This window comes from Streptomyces sp. Da 82-17 (assembly GCF_046098215.1).
Taxonomy (GTDB): domain Bacteria; phylum Actinomycetota; class Actinomycetes; order Streptomycetales; family Streptomycetaceae; genus Streptomyces.
This window is the reverse complement of the sequence record NZ_JBJURH010000018.1, coordinates 62,268-76,918: the sequence shown is the minus strand read 5'-3', so window position 1 is coordinate 76,918 and position 14,651 is coordinate 62,268. Positions and strand designations below refer to the sequence as shown.

Below are 14,651 nucleotides of genomic sequence, written 5' to 3'. Positions count from 1 at the left end.
CCCGCCATCACCTGATGGAGTGAAGCGGCATGAAGGAAGTGTCGGGATCTTCACGTTCTGCCCATCCTTGGGCGCGTGGCCGAAGTGGGCCGCGGACGAGGAGAGTTCGGTGGACAAGCACGAAGATCGCGACGCCGGGAGGGTCCGGCTCAGCGATCCCGGTGAGCTCGACGATCCCTGGCAGGACGCACTCGCCTCCGGCTGGGGTGAGTCGGAGGCGGCCGGGGAGCCGACGTCGTCCGTGCCGCACGCCCGCGGGGCGGCACAGGACGCGCAGGGCAGGCCCACCGTCAGCGCGGCCGACGTCTACCTCGAAGTGCAGCGGAGCCCCGCATTCCAGGAAGTCCGGCGCAGGTACCGGCGGTTCGTGATCCCGGCCTGCGTCGCGTTCCTGCTCTGGTACGTGGCGTACGTCGTGGCGGCGACCACCGCGCCCGGTCTGATGGCGCGCCCCGTCGCCGGTTCGGTGAACGTGGCGATGGTCGCGGGCCTCGGGCAGTTCCTGTCCACGTTCCTGCTGACCTGGGCGTACGCCCGGCACGCGCGGCTGCGCCGGGACCGGGCCGCGCTCGAACTGCGCTGGGACACCCAGGAGTTGACCAGGGGGTTCGAGCGGTGAGCGGTGACCACCAGACCCTGGCGCTCGTCCTGTTCAGCGTGTTCGTCGCCGTGACGCTGGCGATCACCACCTGGGCGAGCCGTAAACGGCACGGCACGGCCGAGGAGTTCTACGCGGGCGGACGGCTCTTCACGCCGATGGAGAACGGTTTCGCCATCGCCGGCGACTACATGTCGGCGGCCTCTTTCCTCGGCATCGCGGGACTGATCGCGCTGTACGGCTATGACGGACTGCTGTACTCCGTGGGCTTCCTCGTCGCCTGGCTCGTCGTGCTGTTCCTGGTGGCCGAACTCGTGCGCAACTGCGGCCGGTTCACGCTCGCCGACGTCGTCGCGGCGCGGATGAAGGAACGTCCCGTACGGATCGCGGCGGGAACTTCCTCGGTGACCGTGTCCGTTCTCTATCTGGTGGCGCAGATGGTCGGGGCGGGCAGCCTGGTCGCGCTGCTGCTCGGCGGGACGAGCGGCGCGGCGCAGAACTGGACGGTCGTCGGCGTCGGCGCGCTCATGGTCGTCTATGTGTCGCTGGGAGGAATGCGGGCCACCACCTGGATCCAGATCGTCAAGGCAGTGCTGCTGATGGGCGGGGCGATCGCGCTCACCGTCCTCGTCCTGGTGCGCTTCCACGGCGACTTCAACCAGCTGCTCAGCACGGCCGCCGAGCGCAGCGGCCACGGTGAGCGGTTCCTCGGCCCAGGCCTGAAGTACGGGGGGAGTTGGACGGCCAGGTTCGACTTCATCAGCCTCGGGCTCGCGCTCGTCCTCGGCACCGCGGGGCTGCCGCACATCCTGTCGCGGTTCTACACCGTGCCCACCGCACGGGCCGCGCGCCGCTCGGTGGTCTGGTCGATCGGCCTGATCGGCGGCTTCTACCTGATGACGGTCGTGCTCGGCTTCGGAGCCGCCGCGATCGTCGGCTCGGCGGAGGTGCGGCGCTCCAACCCGGCGGGGAACACGGCGGTTTCGCTGCTCTCGCTCGACCTCGGCGGAGGCGCGGACTCCACCGGCGGGACGATCCTGTTCGCGGTCGTCGCCGCCGTCGCGTTCGCCACGATCCTGGCCGTCGTCGCGGGCATCACGCTCGCCTCGTCGGCGTCCGTCGCGCACGACCTGTACGCGTCCCTGCGCAGCCGCCGCAAGCCGATGAAGCCGCGCAGCGAGGTCGCCGTGGCGCGGGTCGCGGCCGTGGGGATCGGCGCGGTCGCCATCGCGCTCGGCCTGCTCGCCCGCGACCTGAACGTGGCGTTCCTGGTCGGCCTCGCCTTCGCCGTGGCCGCGTCGGCGAACCTGCCGGTGCTGCTGTACTCGCTGTTCTGGCGCGGCTTCACGACCCGCGGCGCGGTCTGGTCGGTGTACGGCGGCCTGGTGCCCGCGCTGGTCCTGGTCGTGCTGTCGCCGGTGGTCTCCGGCAGCCCCGAATCGATCTTCCCCGGCGTCGACTTCCAGGTGTTCCCGCTGCAGAACCCCGGCCTGGTCTCCATTCCGCTCGGCTTCCTCGCGGGCTGGATCGGCACGGTGACCTCGGGCGAGGACGCGGACGAGGCCAAGCACGCCGAGACGGAGGTGCGGTCCCTCACGGGGGCGGGCGCGGTGTGAACCGGCCCGGTCAACCGTCCTGTTCAACCGTCCTGTTCAACCGCCCTGCTCAACTGCCCAGTTCAACCGCCCTGTTCAACTGCCCGTTCAACCCCTCCGTTCACCCCCGGCTTCAGTCCGCCGCCGAGCCCGACCTCGCCCACGCGTACCGGTGTTCGGGGCGGCCCGTGTCCCCGTACTTGAGGGAGAGGCGGACGCGGCCCGAGCGTTCCAGGAGTTTGAGGTAGCGCTGGGCGGTCTGGCGGCTCAGACCCGTGCGGTCGGCCAACTCCTGGGCGGAGAGCGGCCCTTCGGCGGCCATCATCGCGCGCCGCACCAGCTCGGCCGTGCCCGGTGAGTGTCCCTTCGGCAGCTCGGGCTCGGGCGTCGCGGAGAGCGCGCCGAAGATCCGGTCCACCTCGGCCTGTTCGGCCTCGCCACCGCTGTCGAGGGTGCGCCGCAGCGCCGCGTACGCCTCCAGCTTCGCGCGCAGTCCGGCGAAGGTGAACGGCTTGACCAGGTACTGCAGCGCGCCGTGCCGCATCGCCGACTGCACGGTGGCCACGTCCCGCGCCGCCGTCACCATGATCACGTCGGTCTGGTGGCCGCGCTCGCGCAGTACGCGTACGACGTCGAGGCCCGTGCGGTCCGGCAGATAGTGGTCGAGCAGCACCAGGTCGACCGCCGTGCCGCCGGAGGCCGACTCCTCGACCAGGCGCAGCGCCTCGGCCCCGGTGTGCGCCTGGCCCGCGACGTGGAAGCCGGGGACCTTCGCGACGTACGCGGCGTTCACTCCGGCCACGCGTACGTCGTCGTCGACGACCAGCACATTGATGCCAGTGCCAGTGCTGCCCCTGCCGACGCTGCCACTGCCAGTGCTGCCACTCCCGCTCATGGGCGCTCCTCCGCGTGCGCGAGGCCGGAGCCGGTGGCCTCTGGTTCCGTGAAGCCGGCTTCGGTGAGGGCCTCGGGCAGGACGACGGTGAACTCCGCGCCGCCGCCCGGGGCCTCGCCCACGTACGCGCTGCCGCCCTGACGCTCGGCGAGCCTGCGCACCAGGGCGAGGCCGATGCCGCGCTTGCCGTGGGCGGGCGGCTCCTTGGTCGACCAGCCCTCGGTGAAGATCAACTCCCGCTGTTCCGCGGCCACTCCGGGCCCCGAGTCCCGTACCCGCAGCTCCACCGCACGCCCCTCGGCGCGCAGGACGACCTCCACGCGCGGGTCGCGGCTGCCGACGGCCGCGTCGACGGCGTTGTCGACGAGGTTCCCGGCGATCGTCACCAGGCCCTGCGGGTCGATCAGCCGGTCAGGGAGCCGTGTGTCGTCGGAGACTCGCAGCGAGACGCCGCGCTCGGCGGCGACCGCGACCTTGCCGACGAGCAGCGCAGCGAGCAGCGGGTCGTGCAGCTTCTCCGTGACCTGCTCGGCGGTGGCACGGTGCGAGCCGACCGTCTCGCCGACGAAATCCACGGCGTCCTCGTACATCTCGAGTTCGAGCAGGCCGAGGAGGGTGTGGAGGTGGTTGGCGTGCTCGTGGTCCTTGGCGCGCAGGGCGTCGATCAGGCCACGCGTCGAGTCCAGCTCGCGGCCGAGGCGCTCCAGCTCGGTGCGGTCGCGGAGGGTGGCGACGGCGCCGCCGTCGTCGGTCGGCATCCGGTTGGCGACCAGGACGCGCTGGCCGCGCACGGTCAGCAGATCGGTGCCGGTGACACGGCCGGCGAGCACATCGGTGGTACGGCCCGCGCCGAGCGCCTCGTCCAGGGGCTTGCCGATGGCCTCAGGGCCGAGGGTGAGCAGCCGTTGGGCTTCGTCGTTGAGCAGCCGGATGCGGCCGTTCCGGTCGAGCGCGACGACGCCCTCGCGGATGCCGTGCAGCATCGCCTCGCGCTCCGCGAGCAGCGCGGAGATATCGGAGAACGCCAGGTCACGGGTCTGCTTCTGGACCCGCCGGGAGATCAGATACGCGGCGAGCGCGCCGACGGCCAGGGCCCCGCCCGCGTACGCGAAGAGGCCGGGGATGGAGTGGATGAGGCGGTCGCGGACGCTGTCGTACTCGATGCCGACCGAGACCGCCCCGACGATCTCCCCGCCCCGGTCGTGCAGCGGGACCTTGCCGCGGGCCGAGCGGCCGAGGGTGCCGTCGTCGATCTCCATGACCTCGCGCCCGGCGAGCGCGTCGCTGGGGTCGGTGGAGACGAGCTTGCCGATCTCGGCGGGGTTGGCGTGCGACCAGCGGATGCCGCGCTCGTCCATGATCACGACGTACTCGGCGCCGGTCGCCTTCCGGATCCGCTCCGCCTCCGCCTGCACCGGGCCGCCCGGGGTCGGCCGCGTACCGGTCAGGTCCTCCACGACCTGCGGCTGGGCGGCCGTCGTCTGCGCGATGGCGAGGGCGCGGCGCATCGCCTGGTCGTCGAGCTGGTCGCTCAGCGGGGCGAGGAACAGGCCGGTGGCGAGCACCACGACCCCGGCCGCGATCGCCAGCTGCATCAGCAGCACCTGCTGGAAGACCCGTCGGGGCAGCCCGATGCGCATCCTGCGCCCACCGCTCACGGCGTCGGCGCCTTCCGGCCGCCCGGGCCCGGGGGCAGTGCGGGGCCGCCCGGTCGGAGTGCTGCGTTCATGCAGAAACGGTACGGCTTGTTCCCGGTCACCGGTCAAAGCCGGTCCACGTCACGGACGCGGGGGCCTCCGGCGACTTGGTCCTGGTCCTGTTCCTGGCCCTGGGCATGGGGTGTGGCCTGCTCGGGGCGTACGGCGGTGACGTCCATGCGGCCCGGCGTGCCGAGCGCGGCGCCGCAGCTCTCCGGGCGGGGCGGCTGCGAGGCGCCCTGGGCGACGGTGACGCGCCAGCGGCGGCCGTCCGTGTGCGCCACGACCACGTCCCAGCGCGGCGCGGCCCCCGGCGTACGGACGACGTCCTCGGTACGCACCACCGACAGCTCCCCGGCCCGCTCCTCACCGCTGGACCGGCGCACCGCGAGCTCCGCGGCCTGCCCCGGCCGCTCCCAGGCGGAGCTGCCTCGGCAGCCGTCGAGCACGACCCGCCCCTCGCCCGCCGCCGCGAGCACCCGCCGCACCTCGTCGGTGCCGACACGGCCGTACGCGTATCCGTGCGGCAGGACGAGCAGCGTCGGCGAGAAGCGGTGGCCGCCGAGGTGCGTGACCTCCCAGACGCCGGGCTCGCCCGCGGCGGACAGCTCGGCGGCGAGCGGGCGGCCGAGCAGGGCGCAGCAGCGGTCCCGCTTGCCGTTGGTGCAGACGAGGGCGAGGGGCGCACCGGTGTGCGGGGCGGCGCCCAGGACCTGGTCGAAGCTGTGGTGGTCGCCCTTGCCGAGGGAGGCGAAGTCGAGCTGGAGCAGCCGCGCCGGGTCGTCGATGACGGCAGTGTGCAGCCAGGTGCGGGGGGAGCGGGGGTCGACATGTGCGGCGAACACATGGCGGCGGGGCGTCGTATGGCAGTCCGCGTGCCGGCCGGGCCGTCGGATCAGCGCGACGCGTACGCCCGTCCCCTCGGCGGCGGTTTCGAGGGCACGGCCGAGTTCCGGGTCGAGATGGCTGGACGTCAGCGCCTTGGCACCCCACGGCCCGGGCTGCTCGAGGAGCAACCAGGTCCTCGCGGTGGCAGCGGTGCCGGCGACAGGCTCGTCCAGTTCCCGCGAGGCGGTGGCGCACGTACTCACGTAGGTGAGCCTAGCCTGAGGCGGGGGAGTCGGCTTTGGGGCGGGGACGGGGTGGGGACCGGGCGGGGACGGGGACGCGGAACGGGGCCGGCGGGCTTAGGCCGGTGGCGAGGCCGGCCGCTGACCGTCCGGCGCGGCCTCCGACACGGCGCGGTCGAAGATGCGGAACATGCGGGCCTCGTGGGAGTCGGGGGAGAGCAGCGCCTTCCGCTCGCGAGAGGCCGCCCAGTAGCGACGGAACACCGGGCTGCGCACCAGGCCACGGGCGTGTGTCAGGAGCTCCTCGTCGGAGTACTCGCCCCACTGGGAGGCCAGGAGGAAATGGCTGTACGTGAGGTTGGCGAACAGGTTCTGCCGGACGACCTCGGGCGGCTCCCCCGCGTAGTCGTTCCACACCTCGGCCAGCACCGGGTCGTCCAGTTGCATCTGTGTCAGCTGCACATGCAGGGCGCGGAGATCCGCGGCGGCGCTGCGGCGCAGTTCGTCGCGCGACGCCGCCAACTCGCTTCGCTGGGCTGCGAGTTCCTGGCGTTGCAGTTGCAGCTCACGCTGCTGGAACAGCAGGGGCACCACGAGCAGCAGCAGGGCCAGCCCTGAGAAGACCGCGCTCACGCCGCCGAAGTAGTCGCCCAATGCGCTGCGTTCGGCGGCGTCCTGGCGGTCGCCGTTCATGCTCTCCACGCCGTCGAGCAGCCAGCCGCCGACGACGACGGATACGGCCCCGACCAGAAGGATCCCGACGAGCGAAGCCAGTAGCCACGCGATGGCTTTGAACCAGCTGTGACCTGCTACGGGCTGTCGCTGTGCCATGGACGCCCCCCCCGCGTCGAGTCTTCCTCTGCTTTTCCCGCTGCGCCGAAGTGCACACACTGTCGACTGGTCGACAGGTGGATGCCTAGTCGACCGGCGGATCCCCGACCACCCACCACTCGTCCGTCTCGGCCTCCTCCATGTCGTGGATCAGCTCGTCCACCATCCGCGCGATCTCAACCTCGATCTCAACCTCAACCTCGATCTCGCCGGAGGAACTCTCAAGGCTTGCGCGCTGCTCGCGCATCGTCCTCCAGTAGTCGCGGAAGATGCTGTTCTGGCAGAGCACCCGAAGGTGACCGTGGAGCTCATCGAGGCTGACGGCGCCGAGGCTGTGGGCGTGCAGGGCGTTTCGGTACAGAGCGTCGGCGAACAGGTGGTGGCGACAAGTCGTTGTCGGCGTGCCGGTGGCCGGGTTCCCGGCCGCGTCGGCTTCCGGATCGCTCAGGGCGGCCGCGAACAGGTCGAACCACAGTTGCTCTTCGCTCGTGCGGTCCGCGTCGTGCGGCTCGTGATCGACCGGATCCCGTCGTTCGAGCCGCAGTTGGGACTCGGCGTTCCGCCGCGCCCGCAGGCCGAGCAGCGCCAGTGCCCCCATCGCGCAGGCGAGTGTGCGTACGGCCGTGGTGGCGAGGCTGCGTGGTGCGGGAATTTGTGTGGCCATGTCAACCCCCGAGTCGGGCGACCGTCCGCCGGCCGTCGGGTGCGGGTGACGGAGGAGCGGGACCGGCGAGCGGTGGGCGGTGCGCTGGCCGCCTCCCGGGGTGCCGAGCGGCGCTGATCGGCTGGAGGCGGAGCGGAGTGAGGGCGGCGCACGGAGGCGTGCGAATGTCCTGACAACCGGGCGCCGTTCCCCATGTGTGCCCCGCGCACGCCGCTAACAATCGTTCACATCGCACCCGTCGGCGGTCGGGCCGTGGCGCGACGGCCCCTCGGAGGCGCATGGAGGGGCGTACTCGGGGCGCATTTATCCTGGCCGAGGCCGAGGCCCGGGTCGGCAGCCCGGCGCGCAAGCGAGTCGGCAGGCAGGTGGCAGGCCGGCCAGGAGTGGTTCCGTACGAGAGGTGCAGTGTGAGCAAGCGGCAGATCCCCGTCGTCGTCCTCGCGGGGTTTCTGGGGTCCGGGAAGACGACTCTCCTCAACCAGCTCCTGCGGCACAGCGGCGGCAACCGCATCGGCGTCGTCGTCAACGACTTCGGGGCGATCGAGATCGACGCCATGTCCGTGGCCGGCCAGGTGGGCTCGACCGTCTCGCTCGGCAACGGCTGCCTGTGCTGTGCCGTCGACGGCAGTGAACTCGACGCGTACCTGGAGAAGTTGACCCGCCCCTCCGTCGGCCTCGACGTGATCGTCATCGAGGCGAGCGGCCTCGCCGAGCCGCAGGAACTCGTACGGATGCTGCTCGCGAGCGACAACCCGAACATCGTGTACGGCGGGCTCGTCGAGGTCGTCGACGGCGCCGAGTTCGACGCCACCCGGGACAAGCACCCGGAGATCGAGCGGCATCTCGCCCTCGCCGACCTCGTCGTCCTCAACAAGACCGACCGGGTCGAGCCGGAGGCCCTGCCGAGGCTGCGCGCGAGCGTGGAGGGCTTCGCGGACGGCGCGGCGATCGTCGAGTCGACGTACGGGCGGATCGACCCGGAGCTGCTCTTCGACGGCAAGCCGAAGGGCGAGCGCTTCGGCCAGCTGTCCTTCGACGACCTGCCGGACGAGGACCTGCACGAGGACGGGGAGGGCGAGGACCCCCACGCGCACCACGCGCACCACGCGCACCACGCCCACCTGCACGCCGCCTACGACAGCGTCTCCTTCACCTCCGACGTCGCCCTGCACCCGCGCCGCCTGCTCGACTTCCTCGACGAGCGGCCCGAAGGGCTCTACCGGATCAAGGGGTTCGTCGACTTCGGCGCCCACGATCCGCGCAACCGCTACACCCTGCACGCCGTCGGCCGCTTCCTGCGCTTCTACCCCGAGCCCTGGCCCGGCGACGCCGAACGCGGCACGCAGCTCGTCCTCATCGGCTCCGGCGTCGACGGTTCCGCCCTGCACACCGCCCTGGAGCGCTGCCGGGACGACGAACCGCAGGACGCGGGCCTCGAAGAGGTCATGTGGGGCGTCCTGCGGTACGTGGACGAACGCGAGCCCGAGCCCGACCCCGAGTCCGAGCCCGAGGCCCAGGCAGGGCCTGACCTCGAACCCGAGCTCGCGGAGTAGCCCGGCGCCGGACCTGTCCCGCGCCGGACCTGCCCTACACCGGCCCCGCGACCGCCGCGACCGGCTTCGCCAGCGAGACGCCCGAGCCGTCCCTGCGCGGGTCGACCTCCGGCAGCTCCGCCGGGGAGCCGTTGCGCTGCGCCGCGTACGCGGGAACCGGGCCCGCCCAGGCGAACGACAGGCAGTCCTCGCCCTTCAGGAACCGCTGGCAGCGCACGCCGCCGGTGGCCCGGCCCTTGCGTGGGTACTGGTCGAACGGCGTGATCTTCGCCGTGGTCTGCACCGAGTCGTCGAGCGTGCCGCGCGAGCCCGCGACCGTGAACACCATCGCGTCCGCGGCCGGATCGACAGCGGTGAACGAGATCACCTTCGCGCCCTGCGCCAGCTTGATGCCCGCCATGCCGCCCGCGGGCCGGCCCTGCGGGCGGACCTGCGACGCCTGGTACCGCAGGAGTTGGGCGTCGTCCGTGATGAAGACCAGGTCCTCCTCGCCGGTGCGCAGCTCGGCCGCGCCGACGATCCGGTCGCCGTCCTTGAGGGTGATGACCTCCAACTCCTCCTTGTGGGACGGGTAGTCGGGCACCACTCTCTTCACGACGCCCTGCTCCGTGCCGAGCGCGAGGCCCGGCGACGACTCGTCCAGCGTCATCAGGCAGACCAGCTCCTCGCCCGCCTCCAGGTTCAGGAACTCCGAAACCGGAGCCCCGCCCGCGAGGTTGGGCGCGGCGGCCGTCTCCGGGAGCTGCGGCAGGTCGATCACGCTGAGCCGCAGCAGCCGGCCCGACGACAGCACCGCGCCGACCTCGCCGCGCTGCGTGGCCGGCACCGCGGAGACGATCACGTCGTGCTTGGCGCGCTTGGCCTCGGTGTCGAACGCGACCTCCCCGGTCGCCGTACGCGCGAGGAGACCGGTCGACGACAGGAGCACCCGGCACGGGTCGTCGGCGACCTCCAGCGGGACCGCCGTGGCCGGGGCGCCGGAGGACTCGAGCAGGACCGTGCGCCGGTCGGTGCCGAACTTCTTGGCCACCGCGGCCAGTTCGGACGAGACCAGCTTGCGCAGCTCCGCGTCCGACTCGAGGATGCGGGTCAGCTCCTCGATCTCGGCGTTCAGCTTGTCCCGCTCCGACTCCAGCTCGATGCGGTCGTACTTGGTGAGGCGGCGCAGCGGGGTGTCCAGGATGTACTGCGTCTGGACGTCGCTCAGCGAGAAGCGCTCCATCAGGCGCTCCTTGGCCTGCGCGGAGTTCTCGCTGGAGCGGATGAGGCGGATCACCTCGTCGATGTCGAGCAGCGCGACGAGCAGGCCCTCGACCAGGTGCAGGCGGTCGCGCTTCTTGCCGCGGCGGAACTCGCTGCGGCGGCGCACCACGTTGAAGCGGTGGTCGAGATAGACCTCCAGGAGCTCCTTCAGGCCGAGCGTGAGCGGCTGACCGTCCACCAGGGCCACGTTGTTGATGCCGAAGGACTCCTCCATCGGCGTCAGCTTGTAGAGCTGCTCCAGGACGGCCTCCGGGATGAAGCCGTTCTTGATCTCGATGACCAGGCGCAGGCCGTGGTTGCGGTCGGTGAGGTCCTTGACGTCGGCGATGCCCTGCAGCTTCTTGCTGCCGACCAGGTCCTTGATCTTGGAGATGACCTTCTCGGGGCCGACGGTGAAGGGCAGTTCGGTGACGACGAGGCCCTTGCGGCGCGGCGTCACGTTCTCCACGGTGGCCGTCGCGCGGATCTTGAAGCTGCCGCGGCCCGTCTCGTACGCGTCCCGGATGCCGGAGAGGCCGACGATGCGGCCGCCCGTCGGCAGGTCGGGGCCCGGGATGTGCTTCATCAGCGTCTCGAGGTCGGCGCCCGGGTGTTTGATCAGGTGCCGGGCGGCGGCGATGACCTCGCCCAGGTTGTGCGGCGGCATGTTCGTGGCCATGCCGACGGCGATGCCGGACGAGCCGTTGACCAGCAGGTTCGGGTACGCCGCGGGGAGGGCGACCGGCTCGTGCTCCTGGCCGTCGTAGTTCGGCGAGAAGTCGACCGTGTCCTCGTCGATCGACTCCGTCATCAGGGACGTGGCCGTGGCCATCCGCGCCTCGGTGTACCGCATCGCGGCGGGCGGGTCGTCGTTGCCGAGGGAGCCGAAGTTGCCGTGGCCGTCGACCAGCGGGACGCGCATGGAGAAGGGCTGCGCCATGCGGACCATCGCGTCGTAGATCGACGCGTCGCCGTGGGGGTGCAACTTACCCATGACCTCGCCGACGACGCGGGCGCACTTCACGAAGCCGCGGTCGGGGCGCAGGCCCATCTCGTTCATCTGGTAGACGATGCGGCGCTGCACCGGCTTCAGTCCGTCCCTGGCGTCCGGCAGGGCGCGGGAGTAGATGACCGAATACGCGTACTCGAGGAAGGAGCCCTGCATCTCGTCGACGACGTCGATGTCGAGGATCTTCTCCTCGTACGCGTCGTCGGGCGGCGGGGTCTTCGTGCTGCGGCGGGCCATCGCTGCTGCGGCTCCTTCACGTTCCTGTGCGGGGCAATCTCCAGTTCTGACGCCGACCATTGTGGACCGCGCCACTGACAACGCGGACCGCGACCCGTCCAATCCCCGTTCCCGGCACGTTCATCAGACCGCGGCGGGGTCACGGGAGATCGCTGAGAGCAGAGCCGGAACGGGAACTTCGCCAGATGTCCGCACGCTTGCATACAGTGACAGCACTTGCCCCGGCGACCGCGTGGACGACCGTCATCCGGCCCGCCACCGCCCGCCGTCGACAGGTCAGTCAAGGACGACATCTCGCGATCGAAGGGATCTACATGCCCATGGGTCACACGGCCACGGCCGAGGCCGGCTCCGGCGGCCTGACAGCGACCGAGCACCGCCTCGCCAACGGCCTGCGCGTGGTGCTCTCCGAGGACCACCTGACCCCGGTCGCGGCGGTCTGCCTCTGGTACGACGTCGGCTCGCGCCACGAGGTCGCGGGCCGCACCGGCCTGGCCCACCTCTTCGAGCACCTGATGTTCCAGGGCTCCGCGCAGGTCAAGGACAACGGCCACTTCGAGCTGGTGCAGGGCGCGGGCGGCTCCCTCAACGGCACGACCAGCTTCGAGCGGACCAACTACTTCGAGACCATGCCGGCGCACCAGCTGGAGCTCGCGCTCTGGCTGGAGGCCGACCGCATGGGCTCGCTCCTCACGGTCCTCGACGACGAGTCGATGGAAAACCAGCGCAGCGTCGTCAAGAACGAGCGCCGCCAGCGGTACGACAACGTCCCTTACGGCACGGCCTTCGAGAAGCTCTTCGCGCTGGCCTACCCGGAGGGCCACCCGTACCACCACACGCCGATCGGCTCCATGGCGGACCTCGACGCCGCCACCCTGGAGGACGCCCGCGAGTTCTTCCGGACGTACTACGCGCCGAACAACGCGGTCATCTCCGTCGTCGGTGACATCGACCCGGAGCAGACGCTCGCCTGGATCGAGAAGTACTTCGGCTCCATCCCGGCGCACGACGGCAAGCGTCCCCCGCGTGACGGCACGCTGCCCGACATCATCGGCGAGGAGAAGCGGCAGCTCGTCGAGGCCGAGGTGCCCTCGCGCGCGCTGATGGCCGCGTACCGCCTGCCGCACGACGGCACGCGCGCGTGCGACGCGGCCGACGTCGCGCTGACCATCCTGGGCGGCGGCGAGTCCTCGCGGCTCTACAACCGCCTGGTGCGCCGCGACCGTACGGCGGTGACGGCCGGGTTCGGCATGCTGCGCCTCTCCGGCGCCCCGTCGGTCGGCTGGCTGGACGTCAAGACCTCGCACGAGGCGGTCGTGTCCGACATCGAGGCGGCCGTCGACGAGGAGCTGGCCCGGTTCGCCGAGGAGGGCCCCACGGACGAGGAAATGGAGCGCGCCCAGGCCCAGTTGGAGCGCGAGTGGCTGGACCGCCTCGGCACGGTCGCGGGCCGTGCGGACGAACTCTGCAAGTACGCGGTGCTGTTCGGCGACCCGCAGCTCGCCCTCACCGCCGTCGGCCGCGTCCTGTCGGTCACCGCGGACGAGGTGAAGGAGGTCGCGCAGGCACGGCTGCGGCCCGACAACCGCGCGGTGCTCGTGTACGAGCCGCTCGCCCCGGACCAGGCGCCCGACGCCCCGGGCACCGATGTGAACGACGCCGCCGAGATCGAGGTTCAGGAAGAGGAGGCGGCGAAGTGACCGAGCAGCTCGCCACCATGGAGTTCCACCCGCAGCCGCAGCCGGGCGCCGCCAAGCCCTGGGCGTTCCCCGCCCCGGAGCGCGGCACGCTGTCCAACGGCCTGACGGTGCTGCGCTGCCACCGCCCCGGCCAGCAGATCGTCGCCGTGGACGTCGTCCTCGACGCCCCGCTGGACACCGAGCCCGAGGGCCTCGACGGCGTCTCGACGATCATGGCGCGGGCCTTCACCGAGGGCACCGACAAGCACTCCGCCGAGGAGTTCGCCGCCGAGCTGGAGCGCTGCGGCGCCACGCTCGACGCGCACGCGGACCACCCCGGCCTGCGCATCTCCCTCGAAGTGCCGGTCTCCCGGCTGCCGAAGGGCCTCGCGCTGCTCGCCGACGCGCTGCGCGCCCCCGCCTTCGAGGACAGCGAGATCAAGCGCCTCGTACGCAACCGCCTGGACGAGATCCCGCACGAGACGGCCAACCCGGCGCGGCGCGCGGCCAAGGAGCTGTACAAGCAGCTGTTCCCGGCCGAGGCGCGGATGTCGCGGCCGCGGCAGGGCACCGAGGAGACCGTCGCCCGCATCGACGCGGCCGCGGTCCGCAAGTTCTACGACGCGCACATCCGCCCGGCCACCGCGACCGTCGTCGTCGTCGGTGACCTGGAGGGCGCCGACCTGGACGCGATGCTCGCCGAGACGCTGGGGGAGTGGACGGGGAACACCGCGGAGCAGCGCCCCGCGGCGCCCATCACCGCGGACGACACCGGCCGGGTCTTCATCGTGGACCGTCCCGGCGCCGTGCAGACGCAGCTCCTGATCGGCCGTATCGGCGCGGACCGGCACGACCAGGTGTGGCCGGCGCAGGTGCTCGGCACGTACTGCCTGGGCGGGACTCTGACGTCCCGTCTGGACCGGGTGCTGCGCGAGGAAAAGGGCTACACCTACGGTGTGCGGGCGTTCGCGCAGGTGCTGCGGTCGGCCGCGGACGGCAGCGGTGCGGCGATGCTCGCGATCAGCGGTTCGGTGGACACCCCCAACACCGGCCCGGCACTTGACGACCTGTGGAAGGTGCTGCGGACCCTCGCGGCCGAGGGTCTGACGGACCCGGAGCGGGACGTCGCGGTGCAGAACCTGGTGGGTGTGGCGCCGCTGCGGTACGAGACGGCGGCGGCCGTCGCCGGCACGCTCGCGGACCAGGTCGAGCAGCAGCTGCCGGACGACTTCCAGGCGGAGCTGTACCGCCGTCTCGCCGAGACGGGCACGGTGGAGGCCACCGCGGCCGTCGTCAGCGCGTTCCCCGAGGACCGTCTCGTCACGGTCCTGGTGGGCGACGCCGACCAGATCGCCGAGCCCGTGAAGGCGCTCGGCATCGGTGAAGTGACCGTTGTCACGGGCTAGTCGGGCCGCCGCGGCGACGCGGTGACGGGCTCAGGGGCCCCGGTGGCGCACCCGCGCCACCGGGGCCCCCACCGTTCGAGCACCTCGTCATGCAATGTCCGATTAGGGCTGAAATTTCAGAGTGGTTGGGGATCTGCCCTGTGGCGTGCACTACAAAAGGCGTGATCCGTTTGTT

Annotated in this window: 11 protein-coding genes; 5 read left to right on the top strand and 6 right to left on the bottom strand. The window is 71.7% G+C overall.

Annotation, left to right across the window (positions count from 1 at the left end; genetic code table 11):
• Positions 1-109: 109 nt before the first annotated feature.
• Both ACIDOF_RS26975 and ACIDOF_RS26970 read left to right on the top strand, forming a co-directional pair.
• Positions 110-619, top strand: a complete 510-nt coding sequence (locus ACIDOF_RS26975; RefSeq protein WP_409008699.1) for a DUF485 domain-containing protein — start codon at positions 110-112, stop codon at positions 617-619.
• Positions 616-2,214 carry a cation acetate symporter gene (locus ACIDOF_RS26970; RefSeq protein ID WP_409008698.1) on the top strand — a complete coding sequence of 533 codons (1,599 nt, stop codon included), beginning with the start codon at positions 616-618 and terminating at the stop codon, positions 2,212-2,214. The genes ACIDOF_RS26975 and ACIDOF_RS26970 overlap by 4 nt, the downstream gene beginning before the upstream one ends.
• Positions 2,215-2,326: 112 nt before the next feature.
• On the opposite strand, the gene ACIDOF_RS26965 is transcribed toward ACIDOF_RS26970, so the two are convergent.
• The 5 genes from ACIDOF_RS26965 to ACIDOF_RS26945 form a co-directional block, all read right to left on the bottom strand.
• A complete protein-coding gene (locus ACIDOF_RS26965; RefSeq protein ID WP_409008697.1) occupies positions 2,327-3,088 on the bottom strand; it encodes a response regulator in 762 nt (253 codons plus the stop codon).
• Positions 3,085-4,728, bottom strand: coding sequence for an ATP-binding protein (locus tag ACIDOF_RS26960; protein ID WP_409008780.1), 1,644 nt, complete (start codon positions 4,726-4,728; stop codon positions 3,085-3,087). Before ACIDOF_RS26960 ends, ACIDOF_RS26965 begins: the two co-directional genes overlap by 4 nt.
• A 122-nt stretch (positions 4,729-4,850) precedes the next feature.
• Positions 4,851-5,876, bottom strand: coding sequence for a sucrase ferredoxin (locus ACIDOF_RS26955; RefSeq protein WP_409008696.1), 1,026 nt, complete (start codon positions 5,874-5,876; stop codon positions 4,851-4,853).
• A gap of 96 nt (positions 5,877-5,972) precedes the next feature.
• On the bottom strand, positions 5,973-6,686 hold the full coding sequence (locus ACIDOF_RS26950) for a DUF6082 family protein (RefSeq protein ID WP_409008695.1): 714 nt from the start codon (positions 6,684-6,686) through the stop codon (positions 5,973-5,975).
• Positions 6,687-6,771: 85 nt separating this feature from the next.
• Positions 6,772-7,350 (bottom strand): DUF6082 family protein, encoded by a 579-nt coding sequence (locus tag ACIDOF_RS26945; protein WP_409008694.1) that lies wholly within the window; start codon positions 7,348-7,350, stop codon positions 6,772-6,774.
• A 407-nt stretch (positions 7,351-7,757) separates the two neighbouring features.
• Between ACIDOF_RS26945 and ACIDOF_RS26940 the strand changes: the two genes are divergently transcribed.
• Positions 7,758-8,903, top strand: coding sequence for a CobW family GTP-binding protein (locus ACIDOF_RS26940; RefSeq protein ID WP_409008693.1), 1,146 nt, complete (start codon positions 7,758-7,760; stop codon positions 8,901-8,903).
• Positions 8,904-8,937: 34 nt separating this feature from the next.
• Here the strand turns inward: ACIDOF_RS26940 and ACIDOF_RS26935 are convergent, their stop codons facing one another.
• Positions 8,938-11,391: a DNA topoisomerase (ATP-hydrolyzing) subunit A gene (locus ACIDOF_RS26935; RefSeq protein WP_409008692.1), complete on the bottom strand. Its 2,454-nt coding sequence runs from the start codon at positions 11,389-11,391 to the stop codon at positions 8,938-8,940.
• Positions 11,392-11,705: 314 nt separating this feature from the next.
• Here ACIDOF_RS26935 and ACIDOF_RS26930 point away from each other — a divergent pair, with 314 nt between their 5' ends.
• Positions 11,706-13,091 carry a M16 family metallopeptidase gene (locus ACIDOF_RS26930; protein WP_409008779.1) on the top strand — a complete coding sequence of 462 codons (1,386 nt, stop codon included), beginning with the start codon at positions 11,706-11,708 and terminating at the stop codon, positions 13,089-13,091.
• A 17-nt stretch (positions 13,092-13,108) separates the two neighbouring features.
• Entirely contained in the window at positions 13,109-14,476 is a 1,368-nt protein-coding gene (locus ACIDOF_RS26925) for a M16 family metallopeptidase (protein WP_409008778.1), read from the top strand.
• Positions 14,477-14,651: the final 175 nt, after the last annotated feature.